The sequence below is a fragment of the Sphaerothrix gracilis Ecp01 genome, assembly GCF_030405905.1.
GTDB lineage: Bacteria > Cyanobacteriota > Cyanobacteriia > Phormidesmidales > Phormidesmidaceae > Sphaerothrix > Sphaerothrix gracilis.
Genome location: NZ_JASATW010000009.1, coordinates 86767 through 113224, shown reverse-complemented (window position 1 = coordinate 113224; position 26458 = coordinate 86767). Strand labels below are relative to the sequence as shown.

19 protein-coding genes and 1 CRISPR repeat array are annotated in these 26458 nt (G+C 51.2%); of the genes, 10 read left to right on the top strand and 9 right to left on the bottom strand.

The features are described 5' to 3' along the window. Positions 1-4: 4 nt before the first annotated feature. A protein-coding gene (locus tag QJQ48_RS11850; protein WP_346291440.1) for an IS1 family transposase occupies positions 5-714 on the bottom strand; the annotation gives its coding sequence in 2 pieces (ribosomal slippage) (positions 5-420 and positions 420-714; 711 coding nt in all). A gap of 483 nt (positions 715-1197) precedes the next feature. Beyond that, positions 1198-2182: a CRISPR direct-repeat array (repeat unit 36 nt; unit sequence CCTCTAAACTTCTTCGGAAGTTGAATTAATGGAAAC). Between the two features lie 259 nt (positions 2183-2441). Between QJQ48_RS11850 and QJQ48_RS11845 the strand changes: the two genes are divergently transcribed. Both QJQ48_RS11845 and QJQ48_RS11840 read left to right on the top strand, forming a co-directional pair. After that, positions 2442-2810, top strand: coding sequence for a CRISPR-associated protein Cas4 (locus tag QJQ48_RS11845; RefSeq protein WP_346291439.1), 369 nt, complete (start codon positions 2442-2444; stop codon positions 2808-2810). Beyond that, positions 2765-3079 (top strand): CRISPR-associated protein Cas4, encoded by a 315-nt coding sequence (locus tag QJQ48_RS11840; RefSeq protein WP_346291438.1) that lies wholly within the window; start codon positions 2765-2767, stop codon positions 3077-3079. Before QJQ48_RS11845 ends, QJQ48_RS11840 begins: the two co-directional genes overlap by 46 nt. A gap of 8 nt (positions 3080-3087) precedes the next feature. On the opposite strand, the gene QJQ48_RS11835 is transcribed toward QJQ48_RS11840, so the two are convergent. The 6 genes from QJQ48_RS11835 to QJQ48_RS11810 form a co-directional block, all read right to left on the bottom strand. Beyond that, complete coding sequence (locus tag QJQ48_RS11835) at positions 3088-3888, bottom strand: hypothetical protein (protein WP_346291437.1); 801 nt, start codon at positions 3886-3888, stop codon at positions 3088-3090. Positions 3889-4425: 537 nt separating this feature from the next. Next, on the bottom strand, positions 4426-5106 hold the full coding sequence (locus QJQ48_RS11830) for a Uma2 family endonuclease (protein ID WP_346291436.1): 681 nt from the start codon (positions 5104-5106) through the stop codon (positions 4426-4428). Between the two features lie 32 nt (positions 5107-5138). Beyond that, positions 5139-5330 (bottom strand): DUF2949 domain-containing protein, encoded by a 192-nt coding sequence (locus QJQ48_RS11825; RefSeq protein WP_346291435.1) that lies wholly within the window; start codon positions 5328-5330, stop codon positions 5139-5141. Between the two features lie 193 nt (positions 5331-5523). After that, the gene (locus tag QJQ48_RS11820; protein WP_346291434.1) at positions 5524-5697 is read right to left on the bottom strand and encodes a hypothetical protein; all 174 of its coding nucleotides are present in this window, start codon (positions 5695-5697) and stop codon (positions 5524-5526) included. A 145-nt stretch (positions 5698-5842) separates the two neighbouring features. Beyond that, the gene (locus QJQ48_RS11815; RefSeq protein ID WP_346291433.1) at positions 5843-6382 is read right to left on the bottom strand and encodes a DUF4114 domain-containing protein; all 540 of its coding nucleotides are present in this window, start codon (positions 6380-6382) and stop codon (positions 5843-5845) included. 57 nt (positions 6383-6439) lie between these two features. After that, on the bottom strand, positions 6440-6820 hold the full coding sequence (locus QJQ48_RS11810) for a hypothetical protein (protein WP_346291432.1): 381 nt from the start codon (positions 6818-6820) through the stop codon (positions 6440-6442). A 1226-nt stretch (positions 6821-8046) separates the two neighbouring features. Here QJQ48_RS11810 and QJQ48_RS11805 point away from each other — a divergent pair. Next, positions 8047-8724 carry a hypothetical protein gene (locus QJQ48_RS11805; RefSeq protein WP_346291431.1) on the top strand — a complete coding sequence of 226 codons (678 nt, stop codon included), beginning with the start codon at positions 8047-8049 and terminating at the stop codon, positions 8722-8724. 574 nt (positions 8725-9298) lie between these two features. Next, positions 9299-11815, top strand: a complete 2517-nt coding sequence (locus tag QJQ48_RS11800; protein ID WP_346291430.1) for a glycoside hydrolase family 9 protein — start codon at positions 9299-9301, stop codon at positions 11813-11815. A 322-nt stretch (positions 11816-12137) separates the two neighbouring features. Here QJQ48_RS11800 and QJQ48_RS11795 read toward each other — a convergent pair whose 3' ends face one another. Then, positions 12138-12884: a hypothetical protein gene (locus tag QJQ48_RS11795; RefSeq protein ID WP_346291429.1), complete on the bottom strand. Its 747-nt coding sequence runs from the start codon at positions 12882-12884 to the stop codon at positions 12138-12140. A 255-nt stretch (positions 12885-13139) separates the two neighbouring features. Between QJQ48_RS11795 and QJQ48_RS11790 the strand changes: the two genes are divergently transcribed. The 6 genes from QJQ48_RS11790 (at position 13140) to QJQ48_RS11765 (ending at position 25394) form a co-directional block, all read left to right on the top strand. Then, positions 13140-15017 carry a carbohydrate porin gene (locus QJQ48_RS11790; protein ID WP_346291428.1) on the top strand — a complete coding sequence of 626 codons (1878 nt, stop codon included), beginning with the start codon at positions 13140-13142 and terminating at the stop codon, positions 15015-15017. A 14-nt stretch (positions 15018-15031) separates the two neighbouring features. Then, complete coding sequence (locus QJQ48_RS11785) at positions 15032-17347, top strand: tetratricopeptide repeat protein (protein WP_346291427.1); 2316 nt, start codon at positions 15032-15034, stop codon at positions 17345-17347. A 379-nt stretch (positions 17348-17726) separates the two neighbouring features. Continuing rightward, complete coding sequence (locus QJQ48_RS11780; RefSeq protein ID WP_346291426.1) at positions 17727-19061, top strand: family 8 glycosyl hydrolase; 1335 nt, start codon at positions 17727-17729, stop codon at positions 19059-19061. A gap of 93 nt (positions 19062-19154) precedes the next feature. Next, positions 19155-21704 carry a cellulose biosynthesis cyclic di-GMP-binding regulatory protein BcsB gene (locus QJQ48_RS11775; protein ID WP_346291425.1) on the top strand — a complete coding sequence of 850 codons (2550 nt, stop codon included), beginning with the start codon at positions 19155-19157 and terminating at the stop codon, positions 21702-21704. Beyond that, positions 21704-24235 (top strand): glycosyltransferase family 2 protein, encoded by a 2532-nt coding sequence (locus tag QJQ48_RS11770; RefSeq protein WP_346291424.1) that lies wholly within the window; start codon positions 21704-21706, stop codon positions 24233-24235. The genes QJQ48_RS11775 and QJQ48_RS11770 overlap by 1 nt, the downstream gene beginning before the upstream one ends. Positions 24236-24365: 130 nt before the next feature. Beyond that, positions 24366-25394, top strand: a complete 1029-nt coding sequence (locus tag QJQ48_RS11765; protein ID WP_346291423.1) for a tetratricopeptide repeat protein — start codon at positions 24366-24368, stop codon at positions 25392-25394. A gap of 421 nt (positions 25395-25815) precedes the next feature. Here QJQ48_RS11765 and QJQ48_RS11760 read toward each other — a convergent pair whose 3' ends face one another. Further along, positions 25816-26346 carry a hypothetical protein gene (locus tag QJQ48_RS11760; protein ID WP_346291422.1) on the bottom strand — a complete coding sequence of 177 codons (531 nt, stop codon included), beginning with the start codon at positions 26344-26346 and terminating at the stop codon, positions 25816-25818. Positions 26347-26458 lie beyond the last annotated feature (112 nt).

Genomic DNA, 26458 nt, shown 5'->3' with positions numbered 1-26458 from the left:
GGTGCTACACAGGTAATGATGCGTTGTAGTGGTGGATGAAGTTCCACAGCAGTCCGATGTGATTGCGTAGACTTTTTGAGAACGCCAAACTCCGCCGCACAAACCGCGAGACACGCTGCCGAAGTGTACAATTGAAACGCTCAATATAGCTAGTTTTGCCGCTATCTTTGGTGACCACCTGATGGCGCTTGGAGGGCAGGACTCCCTGATATGCTTCCCAAGCATCGGTGTAAACCACGGCGCACTGACGATAGAGCGGCGGCAGCGATTGCCAAAGCTGCTGAGCGCTGTCTCGCCCCCGACTACCAACATGCGCTCCAATGATTTCTCGAGTTTGCGCATCCAGCGCCAGCCACACCCACTGCTTGTAGCCTTTGCGGTCAACGAAGGACCAGAGTTCGTCGCACTGCACGCTCAAAGGCCCCTTTTTTTGGGCACTACCTCAGCCCGAGTCGCGGTTTGTGCGGCTTTGTCATTGACGTAATCCTGGAGCCATTGCTCAGAAACCTGTACCGCTCGCGCGATACCGGCCATCGAGATCCGTTCTAACAGCAGCCGGTCAATCAGCTCTCGCGTGGCCTGATCGATGCGTTTATCCGTCGGCTCCTCAACGAACTGGTAGCCGCATTGGCGGCAGAGATAGCGTTGCTTACCCGTATGGATGTGGCCGTTTTTGACGATATAAGTGGCTTGGCACTCAGGGCAGGTCGGCATGAGTCGTCAAGGGTTTCTTCTTGATCACCTTAACAAACACATCATTACCCCTGGGGCACTACCAAAATTTGTTCTAGCCTAAGCAAGCTTTTCTCTGGTTGCTGATAATCTTCAGAATGTCTTCGGTTAATTCCGGAGATGAAACTGAAGAAATTGGCCGATTCAGTCTACAGATAGAGAATTTTGGCAGGGACAATGCGATCGCGCTGGAAGGATGAGGGGTTGCAAGCATCTCTGGGTGTTGGCGTTGACTATGACGATTTGGGCGGTTTGCTGAGCTGGGAATGCTGATGGCAAGCACCTTTGCGGTATGGCCATGATCTCTATGATGAGGTTATCCACCTTGCATTCTTTGCAGAATAAGGCTTTTGGCTATTTTAAGGACATCCTTATTGAGAATAGAGGCAGCTTATTGATATTACACAAGTCCACCTTGCAAATTCGCTGTAGAATGCTTGTAGGGAGGGAGTCCTGGAGTCCGCTCCTCTAAACTTCTTCGGAAGTTGAATTAATGGAAACGACACTTAGACCTATTGCAGTATCAAAGGTACTTCAGAGCCCTCTAAACTTCTTCGGAAGTTGAATTAATGGAAACTCAAGAATCTCAGATTTTCCGTAACCTTGAAGCGGCGCCCTCTAAACTTCTTCGGAAGTTGAATTAATGGAAACCGTCAATCAGATATAAATCAACCTTACTTCGAGTTAGCCTCTAAACTTCTTCGGAAGTTGAATTAATGGAAACTCACCACCGCCCGAATATTTTCTACAGAAATGGTACCTCTAAACTTCTTCGGAAGTTGAATTAATGGAAACAAGTGGTCATATTTTTTGAACGGCTCTAAATCAACTTCCTCTAAACTTCTTCGGAAGTTGAATTAATGGAAACTCCGTGAAGTAAAGCAAGCTGTAGCTAATTGAATTCCTCTAAACTTCTTCGGAAGTTGAATTAATGGAAACCAATTCTTTTTTCTAGAGAAAGTTTTAGAAATTCATCCTCTAAACTTCTTCGGAAGTTGAATTAATGGAAACACATCAAGAGAGGGAATATAATCCCAATCAAGAACCTCTAAACTTCTTCGGAAGTTGAATTAATGGAAACTTTTGAAAGTCTCTTTGTTTCTTGCTCTAAATAAGTCCCTCTAAACTTCTTCGGAAGTTGAATTAATGGAAACTCAATTATAGGTAAAGGGGTTGCATTTCTACCCATCCCTCTAAACTTCTTCGGAAGTTGAATTAATGGAAACCTTAGCCAGAATGTCTTGAATACTCATGTACTAACCTCTGCCTCTAAACTTCTTCGGAAGTTGAATTAATGGAAACATGTAGTAATAGATGGCCCAGAAGCTAGAAGAGTTATCTGCACCTCTAAACTTCTTCGGAAGTTGAATTAATGGAAACATCCTCTAGTGTTTGCTTTAATCCTGCTGCGATCCCTCTAAACTTCTTCGGAAGTTGAATTAATGGAAACGGGAGTTTTGATGTGATCAAAACTCCCGTTTCTCTTTTAAATATATGTGTATCTTTAGAACTCAATAGTTCATTTGCATCTCCACAATAACCAGGAAATACAGGCGTATTGCCATCAAAAGTTCCGTGATCCCGACAGTGAAACAAACCAGACTAATTGGGGTCAATAAACCTAGCGAAAACTATAAATAGAAAAATAAACAGACCAAACCGTCCGTGCCTTCTACACTTATCAAACCAACTCCTGAACTCGCCACTCTATGCAGAAATCAGCAGCTTCTGTTCCCGCTTCAGAAACCATTTGCGTCAGTTCACTCAACGCCCTAGCCTACTGTAAACGGCTTTTTTATCTGCAAGAAGTTGAAGGCTTACGCGAAGCCAATGCCGATATTTATGAAGGACTCAGGCTTCACGCCAAACTCGAAAAAGAAAGCACTGACGAATGGCATAACTTCATATTAGAAAATACCGAGCTTGGTCTACGCGGCAAGGTAGATGCCCTCAAAACCAGAGCCGGACAAATCATCCCCTACGAACACAAAAAAGGACGTTCATACCGCGACAGCCAAAATCAACCCCAAGCTTGGAAAGCGATCGCCTCCAAATCCTCGCCTATGCCTGCTTGTTAGAAGCCGAACTCGGCGTTTCCATCCCAGAAGGCCGCATTCGCTACCACACCGACAACGTGCTGGTGCATGTTTCTCTTGATCAGCAAGGCCGCCAAGACTTATCAGCTGCAATCACTCAAGCCCAACAGCTCCAAGCCACCTCCACTCGTCCACCCATTACTCAAAATCAAAATCTCTGCGATCGCTGCTCACTCGCCTCAGTCTGCTTACCTGGAACCAACCGCCTCACTCCACGCCATTTACTAAGCAAGCATTCTCGAACAAGCTGAAAAAGCAATTAAGTCATTTTCACCGCATCCACCACATAAGCCGCTTCCAACACCCGCGCCACCAACGACAGCGGATTATTCGATGCGCCGCAATAGTCACCCCGCTGAGTCAAATCCGCGATCGCCTGATAGAAACGCGCACTGCCATATACCACCAGCGCTGCTCGCTGAGACGGTACCTTAGCCGCGATCGCCTGAATTACCGCATTCGCCTGATCCAAATCTTGGTCAATCCCTGCATGGTGTAGATCCAGCACTACAATATCCGTCTTAAACGAAGGCCGCTGCCGGGCTGCCACCGGATCTTGAAACGCCGGCTCATATTTCAAAATCGGCTGAAATCCGCGTCGCTGCAAAACCTCTAGCAAAAAGCTCAGGCTTTGGGGGCGCTGCTGAGGCGTTGCGATCGGCACCACATAATCCACCCGCATTCGTTCGGGAATGTCTTCTCTAGCCAAGATTGCTTCTAAACGCTTGAGGCGATTGCGATCGCTGCGTAAGGCTACCGCAATTTGGCGATCGACGGCTTCGCGAACTTTCCCTTCAATGCTGCGCAGCGTCCCATAGAAATCTTGCAGGCTTTTGATGGAAACAGCCGCCCCGAGCACCGCCACCACACCCACAATGCCACCGGCGGTGGCTAGGGTAAGCTGCACCATGCTGACATAGCGATCAAAGGTAGCGTTGAGGGCAGCATTGGCATCTTGTAAAAATGCCATTTGCTGCTTGATCAGTTCTAGCTCGTCAGCCGTCGGCGGACTAGGAGTGGCTTGTGCGACAGCGTTGAGTCCATAGAATAGCCAGTCCATAGCAGTTTTATTGGCAAGGGGCCATCCTGCATTATAGGTAAGCTTTGGCAGATTATGGCGACGCTATCTTTGAAGGCTGTTTCTATTAGTTCGACTTCCGAAGAAGTTCAAAGGCTGTGATTGAAGTGCCCGTTGAGCCTGTTGCTGAACCGTTTCCATTAGTTCGACTTCCGAAGAAGTTCAAAGGCGTAGACCCATTCCTTTCAATCATACTGCTAGACTTATTGTTTCCATTAGTTCGACTTCCGAAGAAGTTCAAAGGGTCGGGTTCTAGAACCCTTGCTCTACCTGCATTCTACACCTCCATTTTCGTCGGGGTCTACTCCTTGACCTTGCAAATGAGAAACAATCACAGCAAGGGCTTGTGGAAAACGCCTGTATCTCTTGTGTATCAGTGCACCCGCTGGGTTTAACGAAAGAATGAGGGTTTCGGCAATCGCTAGACTCCGAGAAGAAATAAAGCATTCTGAAGCTTTTGAACGGTAAACGGGTTTAATCAGGCTAAATCGTGGCTGACGACTGAAAATGAGGATTGTCCTACTCGACTTCATCCAAATCAATTCCCAGATCCTGTAGTTTGGCGATCGCCCGTTCCAGTTTTTGCTGAGCCTGATCACGTTCTTGCTGAGCCTGATTACGCTCCTGAAAAAGTTCCTCAGGATCTTTGAACAGTTCTCCATCAGGGGAAAACAGCGCTAGCCCATCCTTGAACATCTCAAACCGGATACCCAGTATCGGCGAAGTCCAGGGCAAATTCAGCGGCGTCAGTAACGTAGGCCGCTCTTTTTGGCTCTGCCGCGTCAAACCCAAAAACTCAAAACTATCAGGGTCATAGAAGTACATCTCCAGCACGCCGTATCGGTCATAGAAAGCTTGCTTCTGAGAGATTTCCGTCGCTGTATTACTCGGCGAAATAATCTCAAACACCACCTGTGGCGCAACGCCTGCCTCCTCCCACTGCTTATAACTACCCCGGTCGCCCGCTGGACGACCGAGCGCGACCATCGCATCAGGAGCTTGCGCTGGCACAGGGGGGCTGTCTACCTTAACCGGATACCACAGTAAATCTCCCGCGACAAAAGCAGTTTTATCTTTAAGCAGCTGCCTCAGATTAGTCACCAGACGAACAATCCAACGGTACTGCTGAGTGTTGTCTGCCATTGGTTGACCGTCGGCATCAGGATATAAGACATCAGGGCTTGCGGCAGTTTGAACCATAATCTAATTCCTGCGACCCACTCCTGTCCAATCTAACTTACCCTCGCTTCCAACCAGTCAAAGATCTGCTCTAGCTGAGTCGTTGTCACCAATCCATACTGCCACAGCACCATTGGCAACAGATTCGGCATCGCAGCCGACTGCCGCAGTCCCAAAGCAATCGCTTCTGACGGAACCGCCAGTTCTCGCTGTAGATATTCAACTAGCTGGGCCTGCTGACTCATCGCATCTTCCTGCCTGTTACAGCCTGCTGGGCGTAGTATAGCCGCCAAAGGTGAAATTTCTGAGTAGTCTGTCTCTCTTATGGAAGTCAATCCCGCATTCATGCTAAGTCGGCACGGGTAATTGCCGTTTGAGTGGTGACAACAATGTGTTGAACGATAGCTGCTGGTGCATCGGATACTGAAACAGGATAACCTAGGCGCTGAAAGGTTTTAAGCAAATGAGAAACCTAATGTAGGCAGCTTGGCCTTTCGTGAACTGCTGGGCCAGATCGCGTTCTTCAGCAGTCGGGCTATGGATGATTTCCAGTTCCCGTTCCATGGGATAGCTCTTCAGGCGAGGGTAGGCAGTATCTGACACAGTCGGCACAGTCGTTCTCCTTTTAAAGGGGTTTGAAGGAGACTATCAGATTTCGATCAGGGCCACATCTAGGTCGCTTAGTGGGTCGCAAAACAGCGCTGTCTCAGCATCGTCTCATAATTGGATCTATTGCTATACTAACTCGCCGTCTTTCTCAACCAACAATGGCTTGGCCCAAATCAGTATTCATCCAGGCAGGGGGAGCGCCTGTGATTTCTTCCACTCTCATCACATTGCGAGCTTCAGCTCCTCGTACCTGAAAAATCAGATCGTTGTAGTCCAAGTCTGATTTGCCATCAACTCGTAAATCTTCAAATACAAAAGTGTTGCCATCTCCCGTAACATCGGCAATTTGCCCTGTGTGAAACATGCCATTGGGATTAAGAGTGTCCAGGGAAAACAGCGGCCTTTTTGCCCCGCCAATTTCAGGATTATCCAGCACCTCCTGTACCCGGCCATTCGGCACCAGCATGAAGCCAATTTCATCACCGGGGCGCATCTTAAACGTTTTTGCTCCCAAATAATCTCCAGCATTGAGATCTCTATTTTCACCAGACATATGGCCGCTGAAGCGAGCACCTTCAGTGCGATCGCTAACAGCAATATGACCGAGTTCAGAATCACTCAAAGCACGACTTGCCGCCTCATGAATGAAATCTTCTGGAACAAAATCATCAGTACCAGGTAGTGACATCCCTTCGAGACTAAAAAAGCTAATTCCCCCTGATAACCACCTCCATCAAAGAGATAGTCAGTCAATAGTAACTTCGCCAGTTTCATGAACCCAAAAGGTACCAGACTCAAACCCAACTGTCTGTGGATCAAGAAAATCGTAAGGCAAATCTTCTGACACAAACACTTTATGAACTTCAGCATTATCTAGAGCAATATCTTTTGAATCATCAGACTCAAAATCAAAGTCTGAAATATTTTCTTCCAACTCTGCCCAATCAACTTCATCAACTGAAATTTCATTAGTTTCGGTCTCAAGCTCGAACGGGAGACCACTTGGAGTCAAAATAGGCTCTAGGATGTAAGCCTGCTTCAGCAAGCGTTCAGATTCATTCTGTGCTGTTTGGTCTTTTGCCTTTGAAGTAAGCCTTTTCTTAAACAGAAAACTAAACGTGCTCATAGGAATTTGCCTCCTGAAGCGTATACAGTTGACCTAAATCGTTCTGTATTTCATCAGGGAAAGCTCAATGCTTTTATGCAGATTACAAAATCTTTATTTCTCCAAAAGGGGCAGACCTTACTCTAAGTATCCGGCAAAAATAGGTCCTAAAGTAGCGCAGCTGCGATTTGAGACTATCTCCCAATCGATCCCGTACGCAGTAAAAAATCTAAGCAGCGCACTTTCTGACAAAAATAAACTAGAATTTTCTCAAAAAACTGCTTGAGGTCCGGGCGCTGGCCTCTGGAATAGCCCCGGCAGATGATTTCTCGGCCTACAGCACCCCGTATTTGGCATTACCTGTCAACCTGCGGAACTTAGTGCCACAACACAGCTAAAATAAGGCATTGAATAGGGCGCTGTTAGTGCTAGCGTAACGCATTGGATACAAGAGTTTCAGCCTTTCAAAAATTTGCACTGTTTTAGGCGTGTCAGTCCGCTAGGTTCTTGATTGTCTGCCTCACTAGTTTTCAAGACTATTAACCCTAAAGTTGCTGGCGAGCAGATGGAGGGCTCAGATAGAAAAATACTTCATCTGCTCACTTTCATGAGCGAAGGGCCAAAGCTGGAGTCAACCCTAAACCCAGCTGAGTTTTCAAACTGAAAGTTGCTGACGCCATGACCCAATTGCGCCTAGTCAGCTTTGCGATCATAGCGCTAGATAAAGGTATATTTGAGCGACGGTGCGCGGCTGCTGCTGAATTTAAAGCCGTCTAGCGCTGATTTATGCCTAAAGGTAGATTGACGAGGGCAAAAATTATTTTCCTTCAGAAATAGGCTTGCTTCAGTACTATCAATTAGTTCTTCTAGAGCAAATTTACGTTGACAATTTATTGATTTTTGAGCTTTCAAAAAGCGCTAAAACTATTGATAGCTATGAATTTGAGCGATCGCAGAACAAAATCAATCACTTTTGTTTAAAGCTTTATTGATGCCATATTTACGTAAGCTTTAACAATTTACTGCTTTTTTTTACGTCACATCAATATTTAATATCTCGTATACGGATAGTATTTGTCTAAGGGTGAATCTGAAAAATAAACCATTCAAATTTGGTACGGTAGTCCGCTTCGATCAGATTAAAAGTGAACTAACGTTTCAGTAAATTCGCCGGCTAAGCCTGGGATGCTCTCTACCAGAAGCTTTGCTTTCAGTGTTGTGTTTAGTGCTGTCAGCTAGGAAAACCTATGACGTTATCATCTCTGCAAAAGACGTTTATTTCTTCTCTCTGTGTTAGTGGTGCTCTATTTACAATTGCTACTGCTCCCTTAGCTATCTTTCGTTCTCAACCTATTGAAGTTCAGATGCAAAATCAGTCGATTTTCTCATCTGAACTCAATGCTCTTACAGGTCCTTACTTAGGGGTTGCCGGAGCTTTTAGCCTCGCAATTGGATCAGGGATTTTGGGCATTAACGGCTGGCGGTTGGCGGCTACCCAATCCGAAGTAGAGAAAGAAAAGTCATCTAAGTTAGAGCGTAGTTTGTCCTCTTACCAAGCCGAGTTAGAGCGAATTAAGTTTTCTGAGGCACGGTTGAAAGCTCAAAATCTAGAAGACTTTTTAGAGCCTCAGCCTGCGCCTGTTGCTCAACTCGCGGCAACACCAGCATCCCGATTTTCTAGTGCCACTGTTTCCGAAGCTCCGCTGGTAGAGCCGACAGCAGTCGCGGTATCCAGTGATGCTATAAGTCACGACCCAAAAACACTGACAATGGTTCCCAAAATAGAGGGTGCGGATTTGCCATCTCGTTCCACTCAGTCTGCCGCCTCTGAGAACCAGATTGATTTGCTGCTGCACCAGCTGCAGGATCTGGCCACCCAGGTTGAACACTTGCGAGCCAACAACTCTGGCAAAATGGCTGCTTGATTTCAAGACCCTGCAGCGACAACATTCTGATCCTAAGAGTTGCTGTAGGGTTTGTTTTAGATGCCACAAGCATTTTTGCATGATGGCAAGCAGTAAAACTGTGCGATCGCCTTAAAGCGGCGAGATCAGTTCCCCCGTGTGTATAGAATTCAGGCAATTTTGGCCCTAGGGTCTGAGCATCTGTGACGGCGTCAAGGCTAAAGTTCTAAATGCGATTTTCTGATAAAAATTTCTTATCCTGATTGTGTTTACCAGCTCAGAAGAAGGGTGTGGTATTCAGGCCAAGGCAATTTTAGGAACCTAAACTGAGGAATATCATCTTGTGATGTAGCTTGCCGAGAACCGCCCCAGTTCTCAGTAGGTTGTTTGGCCTCAGGTTTTCTGTCTCAGCAGCTCGATTTAGGTCTCCATTCAAAACGTCTGAGCAGAAGCATTAGTTAGGTTCCTGGCTGCAAGAGCCTGTCGTTTTAGTACTAAACCCTCAGAATGCTGACTGGCCCTCATCCGGGGCAACTCACAGTCTTCAGCGTGTCTATCAGTCCATCGCCTGAATTCATTACTACACCAAAAATTCATGTACACAGCTGACTTCGCCGTCATTAACGATTGGGGAACCGGTTTTACTGCTAATTTAATCATCACTAACTTAGGCAACACGCCCTTAGACTGGTCACGCTTGACATTTGATGCGCCTTTTACCATTACGCATCTTTGGAACGGTGAACTGCTAAGCCAAGATAATGGCAGCTATGTCATTACGCAAGCTGATTGGAACGGCAGCATTGCTCCTGGCAGCAGTATTGCAATCGGCTTTAATGGTCGCAAATCAAGTGACTCTGTAGCTGAGCTGACAAACTTTAACCTCACAAGTGCGGCAGCGCCGCCTCCACCTGTGGCCCAGCCGAGTCCGCCGCCAGCGCTGACGATTGCCGACATTGCTTTACCGGAGAGTAACGGTGCCAAAACGGCTGAATTTCAGGTACGTTTATCCAGCGCTAGTGCAAAGCCGGTTACTGTGCGCTATGAGACTGAAAATGACAGCGCGATCGCTGGGCAAGATTATGCAGCGACCAGCGGTCTCCTCACCTTTGCGCCAGGCGAGACGCTCAAAACTATCGCCGTTCCAATTCTCGGCGATCGCCAAGTTGAAACAGACGAAACATTTCAGCTACGCCTGCAAGATCCCAGCAACGGGACTTTAGCCACAACAGCAGCTACTGCAACTCTCAAAAATGACGACGTAGCGCCGCCGCCGCCGGCTCAGGCTCCGACTCCAAGTAACGCTATCAGCTTCGAAGTCACCAATGACTGGGGTGATGGCTTTGTGGGTAATATTACACTTCGAAACACCAGCACCCAGGCCATCAATGGCTGGACGCTGCGCTTTGAAGCTCCCTTTTCTATTGAACAGATCTGGAATGCACGCTCTGCTCAACCGACTGACGGAGCCTTCAGCATCACGCCTTTAGACTGGAATCAGACTCTAGCTCCAGGCGAGAGCGCGACTTTTGGCTTTGTTGGCGCCAAAGCGGCCAACATCGCCCCCAAGCCGGTTAACTTTACCCTCGACGGGGCTACTCTCACTCCCCCGGTTACGGTCCCTTCAACTCCGCCTATCGATTCAGTACTACCAACTTCTCCCGAGCCGATTCCGCCTGCCGCTCCAGTACCGCCGTCTTCTCCTGAGCCGATTCCACCTGCAACAGGGGCCTTCAACTATGCGGAAGCCCTACAAAAGTCGTTTTTATTTTACGAAGCTCAGCGTTCTGGAGATTTACCTGCTACAAACCGGATTGAATGGCGGGGCGACTCTGCGCTGCAAGACGGCAGTACCGTTGGGCGCGATCTTAGCGGGGGATATTACGATGCTGGCGATCATGTTAAGTTTGGCCTGCCTATGGCCTACTCCATGACGATGCTGAGCTGGGGCGTTCACGAATATCGCGGCGCTTATGACCAAATCGGTCAGCTCGATGAAGCGCTCGATGCCATCAAGTGGGGAACCGATTACCTGCTCAAAGCTCACGTCACGGATGCTAACGGAACCCAAACCTTTTGGGGACAAGTTGGAGACGGTAATGCGGATCATAGCTATTGGGGAAGTCCCGAAGCGATGACGCTAGAACGTCCTGCCTTTAAGATCGATCGCCAAAATCCTGGCACAGACCTTGCCGCTGAAGCTGCTGCTGCTCTAGCTGCGGCTTCTATCATTTTTCGGCCTACCGATGCGGCTTATGCGGATACCTTACTGACGAATTCTCAGCAGCTTTACGCCTTCGCCGATGCCTATCGCGGTAAATATTCTGATGCCATTCCTGATGCCCAAAGTTTTTATAACTCTTGGAGCGGCTACAACGATGAACTTGCCTGGGGAGCAACCTGGCTTTATCAGGCCACGGGCAACACAGATTACTTGCAGCAGGCCGAATCGATTTACCAAAATCACCTTGACGGTCTGAATCCGGGTTGGACCCTCAATTGGGATGACAAGTCCTACGGCGTGGCCGTCCTCCTAGCTCAGCAAACCGATAAGGCCCGCTATCAGCAAGACGTTGAAGGCTGGTTAAATGCCTGGGTTGAGGGACGTGAGGGTGTCAACGTGACAGAAGGCGGGCTGCGCTGGATCAGTCAGTGGGGTTCACTGCGCTATGCCGCTAATACTGCCTTTGCTGCAGGTGTTTATGCCGATACCGTAGACGATCCGGGGCAGAAATTCAGTACGCTAGCTGAAACTACAGTTGATTACCTGCTGGGAGATAATCCCCGCAATGCCAGCTATATGGTGGGTTTTGGCAATAATTCGCCGCTACAGCCCCATCACCGATCTGCCCATGGCGGGGCTTGGGATACTTTCGATAGTCCAGAAGCCAACCAAAATATTTTGTTTGGGGCGCTGGTAGGCGGACCGAACAAGCCCGATGATTTTGCCTATCAAGACAGCCGGACAGACTACATCGCCAACGAGGTGGCGCTAGACTACAATGCTGGTCTGACCGGTGCTCTAGCTCGCTTGGTAGATGCTTTTGGCGGTACCCCCCTCAGCAATAGCGAACTCAATGCTTTACCTGGCATTGTTGTTGATGCTGTCTAAAAAATATTGCTCGATTCACTACTGATGAATAGTGAGGCACGGACTGGTCAGTCCGTGCCTTTTTTTACCGTCAAGAGTGGTGATAATTACAAAACGCCACTAGCACTACTCAATTCAATTTTCAGGTAGCAATTAACACACTAAAACTCAGTGAAAATTCAGCTCAATTTTTATAATATTGCTGTTCATTAAAGCTGTCTGACTGAGCTTTCAATTGCAAATATCCGAATCATGAAAAATGAGTTTTTACTCACAAGTCTTCTCCGTATCCTGAAGGCGCAAAATATTAAGTTGTTTGACTGAGAATTTTCACTTTGGCAGCCTACTGCAGCATATGAGATTCGGGTAACGGTAAGTTATCAGCTTCAGCAAAGGGAAGTACTGCTGCATTATCTAGATCATCAACTTTAGGACTATAGCTAGAGCGCTGCTGCCAGAGCGGATCTGTTTGAGCCAATACTGATTCATGTAGCTGAGGCAGCGACCCGGAGGGCACCTGAATGTTCATGGACTGGCTGATTTGTAGATACGGTTCCCCCGTAGCCGTATAGCTCACCTGAGATTCTCCATTATTGATGGTGGCTTCGGTTAAAAGCTGCTGAATGTTGGGAGACAAGCTAATAGGTTCTAGGGTTACGGTAAAGAAAAGCGTCGGACTGGGCAGCGTCTTTTCTTGAAGTAAAGCTGCTGTGAGCTGCCAAGGCTCAAACGGTGATCCCTGAGCGTTGGGTTGCCGTAGCGACAGTTCTGCCTGCCACTGTCCGGCTTCAACCTCAGTAAATCGGCGATCGAGAATGGTGTAGGTCAGGCGTCCATTGGACGTATCTGAAGTCAAGTCATCTGTCAGAGGGCGTATAGCAGCAACGGTTAGGCGTGTAGCTTCTGGTAAAGAGGTCGTACCCCGCACGCTAAAGTCACCTGATTGACCAATAGCCTGAATCTCATCAATCCGCAGATTAATAGCAGTATCCCGATTCAGATAGCCGTTCCAAGCAGCATGAAGACGACTACATCCCGAACTTAGCAGTAACAAAAAGACGAGAACTATAGAGGTCAAAAACTGATTCATAAGCTTGCCTAAGCTACTACAGCTTGGATGAAAAAAATAAAAGATGTTCCTATTGATATTAAACTTTTGTGAGGCGTTGCTGCAGTAGTTGTTAATTACTTCGCTTAAACATCAATATTTGATAAATGCCATTTTTCTTTTCCCCCCTATAAAGTTTTGGAGAAATCAGCCCCTATGACTTGTTCACCTAGGTTTTACTCCAGTAACTGGTTGACAGCTAAATCTGCGCTTTTTCTCATGATGGTCGGCTATTTCATGAGTCATGCAGAATTAGCCCAAGCTAATACGCAAAACTCAAGTTTTTTGCCGGAAGCTAGGCTGGAAAATTTTGATGCAGTTGAAGCAAATTCTGCTGATTTTCCTGCGGTTCTGGCACTGGCAAATTCAGAAAACGTTCAGACGAGAGTGCTGGAACAAGAGTTCCCGGAAGCTTCAGAAAATCTAGAAACTTTAGGCAATAGTTTTACCGGGGACGTGATTGCTCAAGCCAGCCCCGCTTTGCCAAACAGCAACGCAGCGCCGATGGGGCAGCCTGTCCCGTGGGCAGCTTCTCAGTTACCTGGTGCTCCTCCTCAGGCGATCGCTGCTCCCCCTGGAGCCGGAAACTGGGTCATGGTTTGGGTTCCCTATGGGACTCCGGCAGCAGGCCCGACGGCAATACCGCCCCAGGCCTACTATCCGGCTTGGATGCCGGCTACAATGCCCAATCAGCCCGTTGGCGTCCCCACCTTTAATACGGGAGCCTATGGCAGCGTCAATCCGGCTTTAGCCGTTCCACCTGCTGGGGGCAGCCCTTGGAGTCCGGCAGCTCTCCCCAACGGCTATGGCTATCCTTATGGGAGTCCGAGCCCGACTGGAGCGTTTCCACCTGCTCCAGGGCTGCCGCAGCCCTACGCTGTGCAGCCACAGCCCTATGCTGCTCAGCCACAGCCCTACTCAACCCCCTACTATTCGGTTCAGGGGTATCCAAATTATGCTGTACCTGCCGCGCCGTTTGAGCAGCCTCTAGCCGTTCCCATAGCCCCCAGCGGTTCAGGCGATTTGCCCCTCTTACCCAGCCCTCCCCCTGTTGAGCTACCGACCTATCCAGCTAATTTTTACCCTGGAACCTCGACGGTCCCCTCAACGCTGCCCCCGGCAATTTCTACCCCAACGCCGCTGACTCAGGTGCCTAGTGGGTTGCCGACACCTGCTCTAGAGCGGGTGAGTGAACCTATTACCGAACCCAATCTGGATGCTCAGGGGCTCTATGTGCTGCAGGGGGAAGAATCATCGGCGCGGGCGCGGTTGAGTGGCTCAACTTTTCTAACGCCCAGTGTTTTAGTGGGGGGTGTTCTAGATGTGGTCACCGGATCCGATTTGACCGATGACGATGGCGTTCAGCTGACTGAGCTGTATGTTGCCGCTGCATTGCCGCAGGTGCCTAGCTTAAGGCTTCGGTTTGGTCAGCTGGATTTGACCTCATATTTTGACCGTAATAGTTTTGCCAAGGATATCTCAAGGGATTTCTTCAACCCCACCTTTCAAACCAACCCAGCGCTGTTTGCGGGGGCCAATGTCACCGCCTCTCGTCCGGGAGGTTTAGTACAGTGGGCCGTTACGGATGATATTGCCCTGAGTGCGGCTGTTTTCTCTTCAAATTCTGATATTACCGACTTTGCCCTAGATGGCTTTGCCGGAGAAGTCAGTTTTCGCACAGGCGACCTAATCATGCGAGGCACCTTCATCAGCTCTCGTGATACGCAATTTCAAAATACCGGCGATCGCTTGGAAGCCTACGGTGTCAATGCCGAGTGGTTTATTCCTTACTTAAATCTAGGTCTTTTTGGTCGTTATGGCCGCATTGATAACGCTAGCGCTAATTTTGACGCAGATACCTACAGCGTGGGATTCAATCTCCTAGATGTTTTCATGCAAGATGACCGATTGGGGGTAGGCTACGGTCGCAACCTGGATCTCAACGGCGACGATGGCGAGACGCCTGACGTGCTGGAAGTTTTTTATGACTTTGAGCTAATTCCTGATATCCGTCTCGGCTTTACGTTTCAGCAACGCGATGCTTTAAGTGAGTCCTTTGCGGGCTTTCGCATCAAAGGGGACTTGGATTTGACCCCCAGTCTGTCTTTAGATTAGATGAAGGTACTTTGATGAAACTAGGCTCCCCAAAACGTTTTCGCGCTTATCATTTCTGCCTTTGCGGTGTTGCCCTTCTGGGCGTAACCCTGGGCATTTCTCAAACCGGCACAGCGCCCCTAGCCGCCTACGCTCAGACCAACGAGGAAAGCTTAGCTCAGGGCTACCGCCTGCTGGCCCAAGACCGGGTTAGCGACGCGATCGCCCTTTTTGAAAGCATTGTGCGGCAGCGTCCCAACAGTGTCGAGGCGCTGCAAGGTTTGGGCATTGCCTATCGTCGAGCTGGGCAAGATGCCAATGCCCTGGCAACCTACCAGCGAATTATTGAAATCGATCCCGATAATCAGCTGGCTTTGAGCACTTTGGGATATCTGGGTGAATTTCGGCCAGAGTGGCAGCCCCTCGGCATCAGTGCCCTCACTCGCCTGTTGCAAATTACGCCTAACGCGCTAGAAGCAAGAGCCCAGCGGGCCAAACTCTACTACTATCAGGGACGCTTTCCCCAGGCTTTGGCCGACTATGCCTTGGTGTTGCCCCGAACGTCAGATCCAAATGTGCTGCGTCCTGCGGCGGAAGCCTATACGTTTAGCGGTGATCCGACGTCCGGTCTGGCCCTTTTTGAGCGCTATCTGGCCGCGGGCGGCAAAATTCAGGCAGATACAGCGATCGCCTACGCCCAAGCTCTGCGCGACAGCGGTCAGCTCTCTCAGTCGGCTCAGGTTTTAGAGCAAGAACTTCGCCGCACTCCCGAATTCAATACTTTGCAAATTCGCCTTCGCGGGGCCCTAGCCAGCACCTATGCCGCCAGTCGCCAATTTCAGGCAGCCCTAAACATTGTTCAGCCGTTGCGAGGCCGCACAGACTCACGCCTGACGCTGGCCCGGGCCTTAAATGCGGTTGGCAGCTACAGCGACCAAGCTGACTATCGTCGAGAAGCCGCAGCTCTTTACCAGGCCGTCCTGACCAGTGGCGATGGGGTGACGCCTGGCCTGCAGCGGGAAGCCCTGTCCGTTTTCAGTACTCTGCCCGCCTACCGGGCAGCGGCGGCTCAGCTAGCTCAGCAGCTGGCTCAAACCTTTCCCGAAGACAGCAGTTTAGCGCTGCAGCAGCAGGTTCTGGCTTATCAAACCGGCAGCCTTAGCCAGGCTAATTTTGTGCAGCAGGTGCGGGCAGCCTTCCCCAATCTGCCTGCGGACCCGGTTCAGGTGCGGTATATGTCTCAAACCCTCAGCCGGCTTGACCCACCGCTGGTTGAACTGTTGCCTCTCTACCAAAGTTTGGCAGCTACTAGCGGCACCGAGCCGTTTCTCAACTTTCGCTTGGCCCAACTCTATGCTCAGCAGGGACAGTATGCCAATGCCCGTTCCGCTTTAGCGGCGTACACAGCTACTCCAGCGGGTCGCCAGGATACTCCTACGGCGGAGCTTCTGCTAGCAGACCTCGATCGCAGGGCGGGCAACGTAGCTCAGAGCGCCCAGCGGTATCAGGCCCTATTGGCCAGTGCTCCTACCCAGACGGTCCGAAATGCGGCTGCGCAAGGGTTGGCGACTCTCTATCAAGGTCAGGGGCGGTGGTCAGAGGCGATCGCGATTTACAATCAGCTCATTGCTGAAAATCCGCAAAACTTTGCCTATCAGATCAACCGGGCTGCCACCGCCTATCAGGCGGGCCTGATTACGGAAGCGCAAGCTGAAGCTGTCCTGCAGCAGGGTTTACAGCAGGCAACCCCGTCCGAATCTGCAGAGCTAGTGGCGCTAGCAACCGCGCTGCCTCCTAGTGCTAGTCGCGCCGGCCTCTATCGACAGCTACTGGCCGTTGACCCCAGCAATGCACAGCTCCAGCTGCGATCGCTGCAGGTTTTAGCAGAAGCTAGCCCGCGTCAGGCCCAGGCCCAGATTGCTCAGCTCATTGCTCAAAATCCAACTGCGATAGATTTCTACTTTGTGCAGGGCGAAATTGCTCAGCAGGTGGGGGATTATGACTTGGCCCAGCAGAGCTATCTCGCAATTCGGCAGCAGCAGCCCAATAATCTTGACGCCCTTTTAGCGCTGGCTGGACTTGAGTTTCAGCGCGGCAATTATCAGCAGGCAGACGCGCTCTATGAACAGGTGTTAGCCGTCAACCCAGATAGCAGTACGGCCCTGACCTCTCTCGCGGCCCTAAACGCGGTCCAAGGGTATCCCCTCTTGGCCATTCAGCAGCTGCGCCGCTGGCAGCAAACTCAGCAGGCTCAGGGCACGCTCAATCCACAAGTGGCAGAACAAATTCAGCAAATTGGCGAAAGCCTGCTGCAGCAGCGCGGCATTCAGCCCTATTGGGAAAGATTTTAAAGCTGGAGACCCTAGACTTTAAAGCGTTGCTGAAGCTGCTCTACCAAGTCACACAGGGATTACACGGAGGTCGTAACATTGTTCAACAAGCATCTACCCTGATTTTCTGCTTATACGCACAAATTCTGTTAGCCCACAGGCGTATAGCAGGTCATTCTCCGAAAACATACTGTCACTGAGTTTGCAAACGTGATGCTGTGATGAACCACAGCCCGACGACCGGCTTCCGGTAACCGCGATCGCTTACCCGTCGTTCGCTCTCCCTTCTTTGCGTTTCCCCTCAATAGTCCGTTGATGCTGCGGCAAGTTCCCGCTTTCAGACCTGCCCAGATCTGTTTAGACACGTTACACACTACTCCTGTGTTGGCTCTTCAAACCTATGCTGCCTTCCTGTCGTCGTGCCATCTCCACTGGAGTCTTTAGGGACAGCTCTAGCTTACCGACTCCCCGAATCATCAGCCCGCTTCTTTACGGTCTAGGCTGGATGCTGCTTGGCCTCAGCCTGAGCTGCAGTTCAGTCTCCTCACCGTCCACGGCGGCTTCTGCCTCAGGGACGGTTTCTTCGTCTACGCCTACTCCGCAGCCGTTGTCTGATCCTGCATCAGCGATCTCTAGTCCAGAACTCCTGAGTGAAAGCTGGCAGGTTTACCGCCAGCGCTTTATTCAGCCGGATGGTCGAGTCATTGACTGGGAAAGCAATAGCAGAACGGTTTCCGAAGGTCAGGCTTACGCGATGCTGCGGGCTGTCTTGAGCGACGATCCGGACACTTTTGAGCGCACGTTGCAGTGGGCTGAAAACAATTTAAAGCGCTCGGCCTTGCCGAGTGATGCTGATGGTCGGGACTATCTTTGGGCCTGGAAGTGGGGGGAGCGCCCTGATGGAACCTGGGGCATTCAGGACGGTAACTTTGCCAGTGATGCAGATATCGATGCAATAACGGCTCTAATTCTAGCGGCGAGACGTTGGCAGCGGTCTGATTACTCAGACCTAGCGCAAAAGAAGCTGGATGACCTGTGGGCCCAGTCCACCATAACAGTTCCGGCTTTAGAGGCCAGTCAAACGCGGCGCTATCTGCTGCCGGGACCGTTAGCCGCTTTTCAGCTTCGCCCCGGACAGGTTTATGTCAACCCCTCCTATCTAGCCCCCTATGCGTTTCGGCTCTTTGCCGCCGTAGAAACAGATCCCGATCGCGATTGGATGTCTTTGGTTGACAGCAGTTACGACATTCTGCAGCAAACTCAAAAGCTTTCGGTTAAAGGGCTACCTGCAGACTGGGTAGTCTTAGATTTAGCGAAATCTACGCTCTTAGCGGCTCCAGCAGGAGAAACACTTCAGAGTCGCTACGGTTTTGATGCCTACCGAGTGTGGTGGCGGGTTGCCTGGGATGCGGTCTGGTTTGCAGATGTCCGGGCTCAGCAGTTTTTGAGCAGTCACCTTTCTTATTTACGCGACCTTTGGCAGACCCAAGGACAGATTCCGGCCGTGATGGATCTGTCGGGGCAGCCTCTGACGCCGTATGAGGCAACCGCACAATACGCCATGCTGTATCCAGCTTTCCAGCAATTTGATCCAGCGATCGCTCAGGCCCTGTACCAACAGAAGCTGCTCCCCAGCTATCAAGACGGTATTTGGGACGGTGATGAAGCCTATTACGTCCAAAATCTGGCCTGGTTTGGCCTTTTTCCGGCAGCAGATTTGCAAGACCTCTTCTGACATCAGCGTTAATTTCTAACGCTCCCTCACTCGGTTAGCCTCCCTAGGGATGGCATAAATTCTTTTGATCAGCTTTCTAATTAGGTTAGTTCTATGAGCGGTTGGCTTAAAAAAATCATCTTGGGGCAGCGTTATCGCCCGGCAAAGCGACTTTGGACTGGAGGATTGGGCTTGGCCTGTCTAGGTTTAGTCCTGCTGACTCAGCTCACTCCTGGACTGGCTCAGTCAGAAGATACTGTTGAAAAACAGGAAGATGCTGTCATTCAGCAGTACGCGCTGCCCAAACCAGCTCCCAAAGCACCTGTGGTCCAACCGAGTCCTTCAAGACCGGCGGCTCCGGCTCCGGCAGCTCAGCCTCGGCCTCAGGCCAGCCCCTCGCGCCCGGCTTCCCCAGCCCCCCGTCCGGCGGCTCGGCCAACCCCGCCTGCCGCCACCGCTGAACCTGAGGCTGCTGCGCCGACAGCTGAGGCCGATCCTACCCCAGAGGCTTCTACCTCAAGCGACTCTGCTACCCTCACTCCTCTGAGCCAGTATGTGCTGCAGTTTAATCGCTCACCGATTGTCGGTAATGCGCTGCAGATGGAGGGAGTGCTGTCAGAGGCCCGGCTGGGCTTTACGCGGCCTCGGCACTGGCAGGTCGAATCGGCTAAGGTGCAAATTCGCTTTCGTCACTCGGCTGCCCTCTACGCTGAGCGCTCTAACCTCACTGTCCGGCTGAACAATGTCCACCTGGGTAGTTTGCCTCTCAACCGCAGCGCTGATGAGATTGGCAATGTTCTATTTGAGATTCCGGCAGAGTCCCTGCAGGATTACAACACCCTGGTGATGCAGGTTCAGCAACACACATCGGCTGAGTGTACGGACCCAACCGATCCAGCGCTATGGACGGAGATTTTGCCGGACTCGCACATCATCATGAACTATCGCCCTCAGGCGATCGCGCTCGATTTAGCCAACTATCCCTATCCTTTTCTCAACGAGCTAGGGCTAGATGCCGACCAGCTTGCCTATCTGCAGCCACAGCAGTCTGACGACATGTGGCTGACAGCCGCAGCCCGCTATCAGGCCGCAGCCGCTCGCCTCACCAACTTCCGCTCCATTCAAACGCGTCTGGTTGAAGACTTAGAGAGCCTGACGCCGGGAGAACGCCTCATCGTCATTGGCACGCCGACGAATCAGCCCCTCTTATCTCAACTCGCGCTGCCGTTTGCCCTCAAAAATAATCAGCTTTTAGACGGTGCCAACAACGTTTTACCCAATGACGTAGGGGTGGTGATGTTAACGACGACTGCCGACGGCAGCAGCCCCGTGTTGGTGATTACGGGAAATGATGCCAAAGGCGTCCTCAAAGCAGCTCAGGCTTTGGTTCAAGACAGCGATCGCCCGCTCCTGACCGGCCAGGCCGCCCTCGTCAGCGAAGTTGCTGACGTGGAGTCTCCCGATGACCAAGCCTGGTCAGGCTATCTGCCTCAGGCCAAGCGCTTTCAGCTCACTGACCTCCAAAACACCCAGCAGCAGGCGTTTCAGGACGTCACGGTCAACGGCCTGCCTATCCCTCCCGCAGTGCAGATTCCTTTTAAGGCGCTGCCGGACACCCAGCTCCTTAAAGGCAGTACATTCACGCTGCACTACAGCTATGGGCCAAATATTAATCCCGCCCGCTCCTCAGTTTCGGTGCGGCTTGACGGTCAGGGACTCGGGGGTGAGCGGCTACGCAACGTCAACGGCGGCAGCGATTCTCTAACGGTCAATATTCCGCCAGACTTCGTAAAGCCAACATCCATCTTAGAAGTACAGTTCTTGACCTACCCCAAAACCGCCATCAGCTGCGGTGACGTCCCTGATCAGCCCATGTGGGGAACGGTACACGGAGACAGCAGCTTTAAGCTCAACCGCACCAGTATCGTCCAGTTGCCCAACTTAAAACTGCTGCAAACGGGGTATCCCCTAACCGCCCCTCAGGACATGGCTCAAACTGCCTTCGTGCTACCGGAACGTCCTAATCGCGCTGATCTGCTAACGCTGCTACAGACTAGTAGTCGTCTCGGTCGTCTCAGTGATGCCAAGGCCGTCAAGCTAGAGGTGTACTCAGCGACAAGCCTGCCAGAATCGGTACGTCGCAATCATCACTTGATCGGCATTGGTAGCCGCGATCGCTTTCCGCTGCCGGTGCTCTTTGAGCAGCAAACGGGGTTCACCCTGGGGCAGCAGTTTCTGCGCCGCCAGGATCGCAGCCAAATTCAGGCTCTGCCTGACAACGCTGGCGTGATCGAAGCTATGATTTCTCCCTGGAACTCAGAGCGAATTTTGCTGGGCCTGACCAGCCAGTCCGACGTGGGATTAGCTCAGATTCAGCAGGTCTTTTACCGTGACTCCCTCTTTTCGCAGCTGGCCGGGGACACGCTGCTCGTGCAGCAGCAGGCTGAGCAGGGCGCAGGGCTTATCACCGATAGCTTTCAGGTCACTACGCTGAGTCAAAATACCCCCGCCACGCTAGATCGTCGTAATCCTCTACGCCGGGCGATCGCCTTGTTGCAGGCCAACTGGTTCTTAGTTCCAGGAGGTCTAGTGCTGATTGCCCTCCTGTTCTACGGAGTTTCTCAGCTTTACCTCAATCGCTTAAGTCATTCTGAGGGCGCTTAATGTCTAACCTATCTTCCTCCTTGCGCAATCGTCCTGGGCAGTGGATTGCGCGCCTGATTGACGCCATACCTCACTGGATCGAAAAGACGTTAGGTGGCCGAGGACGCCTCAACGTGGTGTGGCTAATGCTGATTGCTCTCATCTTAGCCATTCCGCTGATCGTGACGCCCCTTTCCCTGGGCCAACAAGGTTTCTTGATGGTGCTGCTGATTGCGGCGGGCTGGTTCTTAGTTGGGCTTGAGCAGCGGCAGTTGAGCAAGCGGATGAGCGAACGGCTACACCTGACGCTGATCTGGCTGAGCATTCTAGTAACGCTGCGCTACCTTTACTACCGCACCTTCAATACTCTCAACTTTGATGGCTGGCTGAACTCAGTGCTGAGTGTGCTGCTCTACGGGGCTGAGCTTTATGCTATCGTGACGCTGATTTTGGCGTATTTTCAGACCCTCAAGATTCGCGAGCGGCAGCCGATTGACTTATCGACAATCCCGCTCAAGCAATGGCCTCAGGTAGATATCTACATTCCCACCTATAACGAAGATGTCGAAATTGTCCGTAAAACGGCTTTAGCTGCCCTCGCCATTGACTATCCCTCTGACAAAAAACAGGTCTATATCTTAGACGACGGTCGTAAATATCCGGAGCGTCGAGAAATCCTGCGACAGATTTGTCAGGAGCTGAACTGTCACTTGATGACGCGAGACAACAACGATCACGCCAAAGCTGGCAATATCAATCACGCCATGCTGCGTACCGGCGGCGAGCTGATTCTAATTTTGGACTGCGATCACATTCCCAGCCGCTGTATTCTGCAGCATACGGTAGGCTTCTTTCAAAATTCAAAAGTGTCTCTGGTGCAAACGCCTCACTGGTTCTACAACCCAGATCCCTTTGAGCGCAATCTTCTGACCCAGGGACAGGTTCCTGTCGGCAATGAGCTGTTTTACAAAATTCTGCAGAAAGGAAATGATTTCTGGAATGCGGCCTTTTTTTGCGGCTCGGCTGCCATCATTCGTAAAAACCACTTGCTGGAAGTGGGCGGAATTGCGGTTGAAACCGTGACGGAAGACTGCCATACCTCTTTGCGACTGCACGAACTAGGGTATGAGACAGTCTACTACGACAAAATCATGGTAGCGGGCCTAGCCCCCGAAAAATTTTCGTCTTACATTGGTCAGCAGGTGCGATGGGCCAGGGGCATGGCTCAAATTCTGCGCTTAGAGTGGCCGCTGTTTAACCGTAAGCTGACCCTGCCTCAGCGCATTTGCTATACCTCAGCGACGACCCACTTCTTTTTTGGCTTTCCGCGCTTGATGTATGCGATCGCGCCGATTGCCTTCTTGCTATTTGGCGTCAATGCGGTGCGAGGTTTGGGATTAGAGACCCTGACCTATGCTCTGCCCTCCATTGTCTTGGCGCTCAACGCCAACTACGTTATTTACAAAGGAGTTCGATTTTCTTTTTGGAACGAAATCTTTGAATATGCCTTAGCCTTTCAGGATGGCTTGGTCACTTTTATGGCCCTGATCAATCCTCGGCTAGGCTCATTTAACGTGACCGAAAAAGGACTCCAGGTGACTCGCCGTTCCTTCGACTGGACCTCTGTCAATGCCTTGCTGGGGGTTGGCATTCTCAGCCTAATTTCGCTACTGTCGGTTCCCTATTGGCTTTTGACGGGGTTACAAGACTCAGATGCAGTTTTGATCAACGCCGCTTGGTGTGTCGTCAATGTTGGTCTACTGTTGGCTGCCATACTGGTGGCCTTAGAACAGCCGCAGCTTCGTCAAGCCCATCGTTTAGGGCGAGAGTTATCGGCGGTGCTCTATTCAGGGAATCAAACCTTTACCGGCAAAACGCTGGACGTTAGCGAGTCTGGAGCTCAGGTGATTTTAAATAGCTGGCCTAATTTAGCCGATCGCATTGATCTTGAACTGCACGGCGACACCGTTTCTCGCGCCTTTCTGAAAGGGCACGTGACCCGAGTGGTTCCTCGCGGGGATGATGAAGTTGTCGTGGCGATCGCTTTTGAAGATATGACCTCGGCGCAGAAAGATGCGTTAGTCCTGGTGATTTATTCTGATGTCAACGAGTGGTATTCTCAGCACCGCGCAAACGTGGATAGACCGCTAAAGTCTGTTGTGTTTTTGCTGACTAGCTTGGCCCGGGCGTTCCAGGACTTCAAACCCGCTGAACCCACACCGATTCGCAAGCAGATTCAGGTGTCGGCTCAGGTGTATACGCAGGGACATTATATGTCCGCGATCGCCAGTCAAATTAACAGTCGTACCCTACAGCTCATCTTGCACAGCAGCTATGCGGCAATCATTCATCCCGAAATTCTAGCAACAGGTCAACCTGTAGGGATCCTAATTAGCGACGAAGATACTGCTGAGGCAACCCGACTCATTGCTCAAGTAGATGAAATTACCCATGCGGCTGAAGCCATTGTGTTAGAGCTGTCTTTTCCTAAGGTTCTGGATGTGCGTCAAAGCGAGCGAATTAATTCGCTGCTGCATGTGCTGCCCAGCTAGATTTCGGCTTCACTCAACCTGTTTGAGCTTTGTCAGTCCGTAGCACGCGTTTCAATCTTGCCAGAATTGAATAAGTCTCTCTGTTAGCGAAACACATTGCCATAGAGCACCTTCAAAGAGGACTTTCGCCATGCAGTTCAAGACTTGGGGGCTGGGCATCATCGTAGCGCTGCTAACCGAATTGACGCCCGCGATCGCAGCTCAGCCAGCTAGCCCCCTGTTTGCCCCCCTTGATCAAGCTACGACTTCTCAGCTTCCGGCTGGCTATGCCGATTTGCTGACCAAAGCCCAACAGCTCATGGATCAGCAGGACTACCCCTCAGCCCTAGCTATCTATGAAACCGCGATCGCCCAGGCTGCCCAGCAAGAACCTGCCTGGACAGGCAAAGGCGACGCTCTCTACTTTCTGCAGCGCTATGAAGAGGCGATCGCCGCCTATGGTCAGGCCATTGCCCTCAATCCAGATGCTCTCAAAGCCTGGGTCGGTTTAGGCAATGCCCTATCCCAAACTAGCCAGATTCAGGCGGCTCTGAACGCTTATGAAAAGGCGATCGAAATTGATCCGAGTCACGCAGCGCCCTATTATCACCGAGGGCTGCAGTCCATGCGGCTCAATCAGGACGAGGCGGCTCTGGCTGATTTTGGTCGTGTCACGCAGCGATCGCCCAACTGGCATCACGGTTGGGTAAAGCTAGGACAGATGCGAGAGCGCCTGGGGCTATATCCAGAAGCCTTACTTGCCTTTGACCGGGCTATTCAGCTAGAGGCCAGTGCAGTAGACGCCTGGATTGGCCAGGCAGACGTGCTGGCGAGGCTAGAGCGCTATCAGTCAGCCCTGGAAGTCTATGAGCATGTGGTGGAGCTAGCGCCGGACTATGCCGACGGCTGGTTCAGGCTAGGCAATATGCTGATGCACCTAGAAGACTATGGAACGGCCTTAGCCGCTTACGATCAGGCGATCGCCCTGGCACCTGCGGAGCAGGCAAGCTGGTACAACCGGGGCCTAGCGCTACAGGTACTCAAGCGCTACCCGGAAGCGCTAGCAGCTTTCGAGCAGGTTCTTGCCCTCAACCCCAACCATGAACGTGCGGCCCACAAGCACCGAGAACTTCAGGAGATTGTCCGACAACTGCGATCGCCTCAGCTCGCTCAGCGCTAGCAGTTGCCTGAATTGTCCTCTCGCTTATTGCCTATCGCATCGTCACTTCAGGTTTTTTGCCGTCTTGTTCTCCAAACCAGCGCGACTGTAGCTGAGATTAAAAAGCTGGCCGACGGGTTCTTGCTGTGGCTCACCTGGCACCTGGCAACCCACAGGTCCCTGGCCAACAGTGACGCCGTCGGCTAGCCCTAGAGAAACGAGTGTGTCCAGCCTTTGATGCCGCCATAGGGAGTGTTTTGCGCGAGGCTATTGCATCTGGTTTCCGAGCCAGCAGAGATGATATTGCCCCGGCTCTGCTGGAGATGGGGTAGGCCTATTGGGTCATGAGACAGTTGGGGTCTATTCAGTCTCTTTAGCAAACTAGATGTACTTGACTTTGTAGGCTGAGGCTAGCCCAAAGGGTAGCCCCAGACATGAGCGGCTAGTTCATGATCTCCTCATCCGAGCTGTCTAAACTATCGTCCTCTGACGCCGAAGCAGGGACTACCGGAGAGTCTCCGGTAACCTCTGGCACCTCATCAGGAGAAGCCGGATCGGCGGCGCTATCAGAAGTGGCATCTAGGGAGGAATTACTGTCATCCAGACCAGCTTCGGCATCAGGGACGGCTGCGCCAGTCGGGACAGTTGATGGCTCTGCGTCACCAGTTGACTCTGCGTCGCCTGCAGGCACCTCTTCGGCTGGGCCCAGTTCGCGAATGATGGTGTAGCGGCGGACGGTTGGTTCTGGGGCTTCTGTTGAGTCAGCGGCAGACTCATTGGTGGCCTCAGTTTCCAGCGAAGGCTGTCGCAAGGCTGAGGTATCTCCTCGCTGACAAAGCTGATTCAGATTGATTTCGCGGCCATTGGCATCAACCATATAGCAGACATTTTCAGAGCGACCAGGGCTGGCCCCGGCGGTAATAGCCGCGATCGCACAAACGCTACTCAAGCCTATCCAGAAACTTTGCTTCATGAGGGCACCCTCTAAGTGCTATTCCTCAAAAATTAGCAAGGCTTCTGCAAGATGACTCACCTAATCTTTAAATTTCTATCCATTGGTGGACAGGTTTGTTCACAATGTAGCT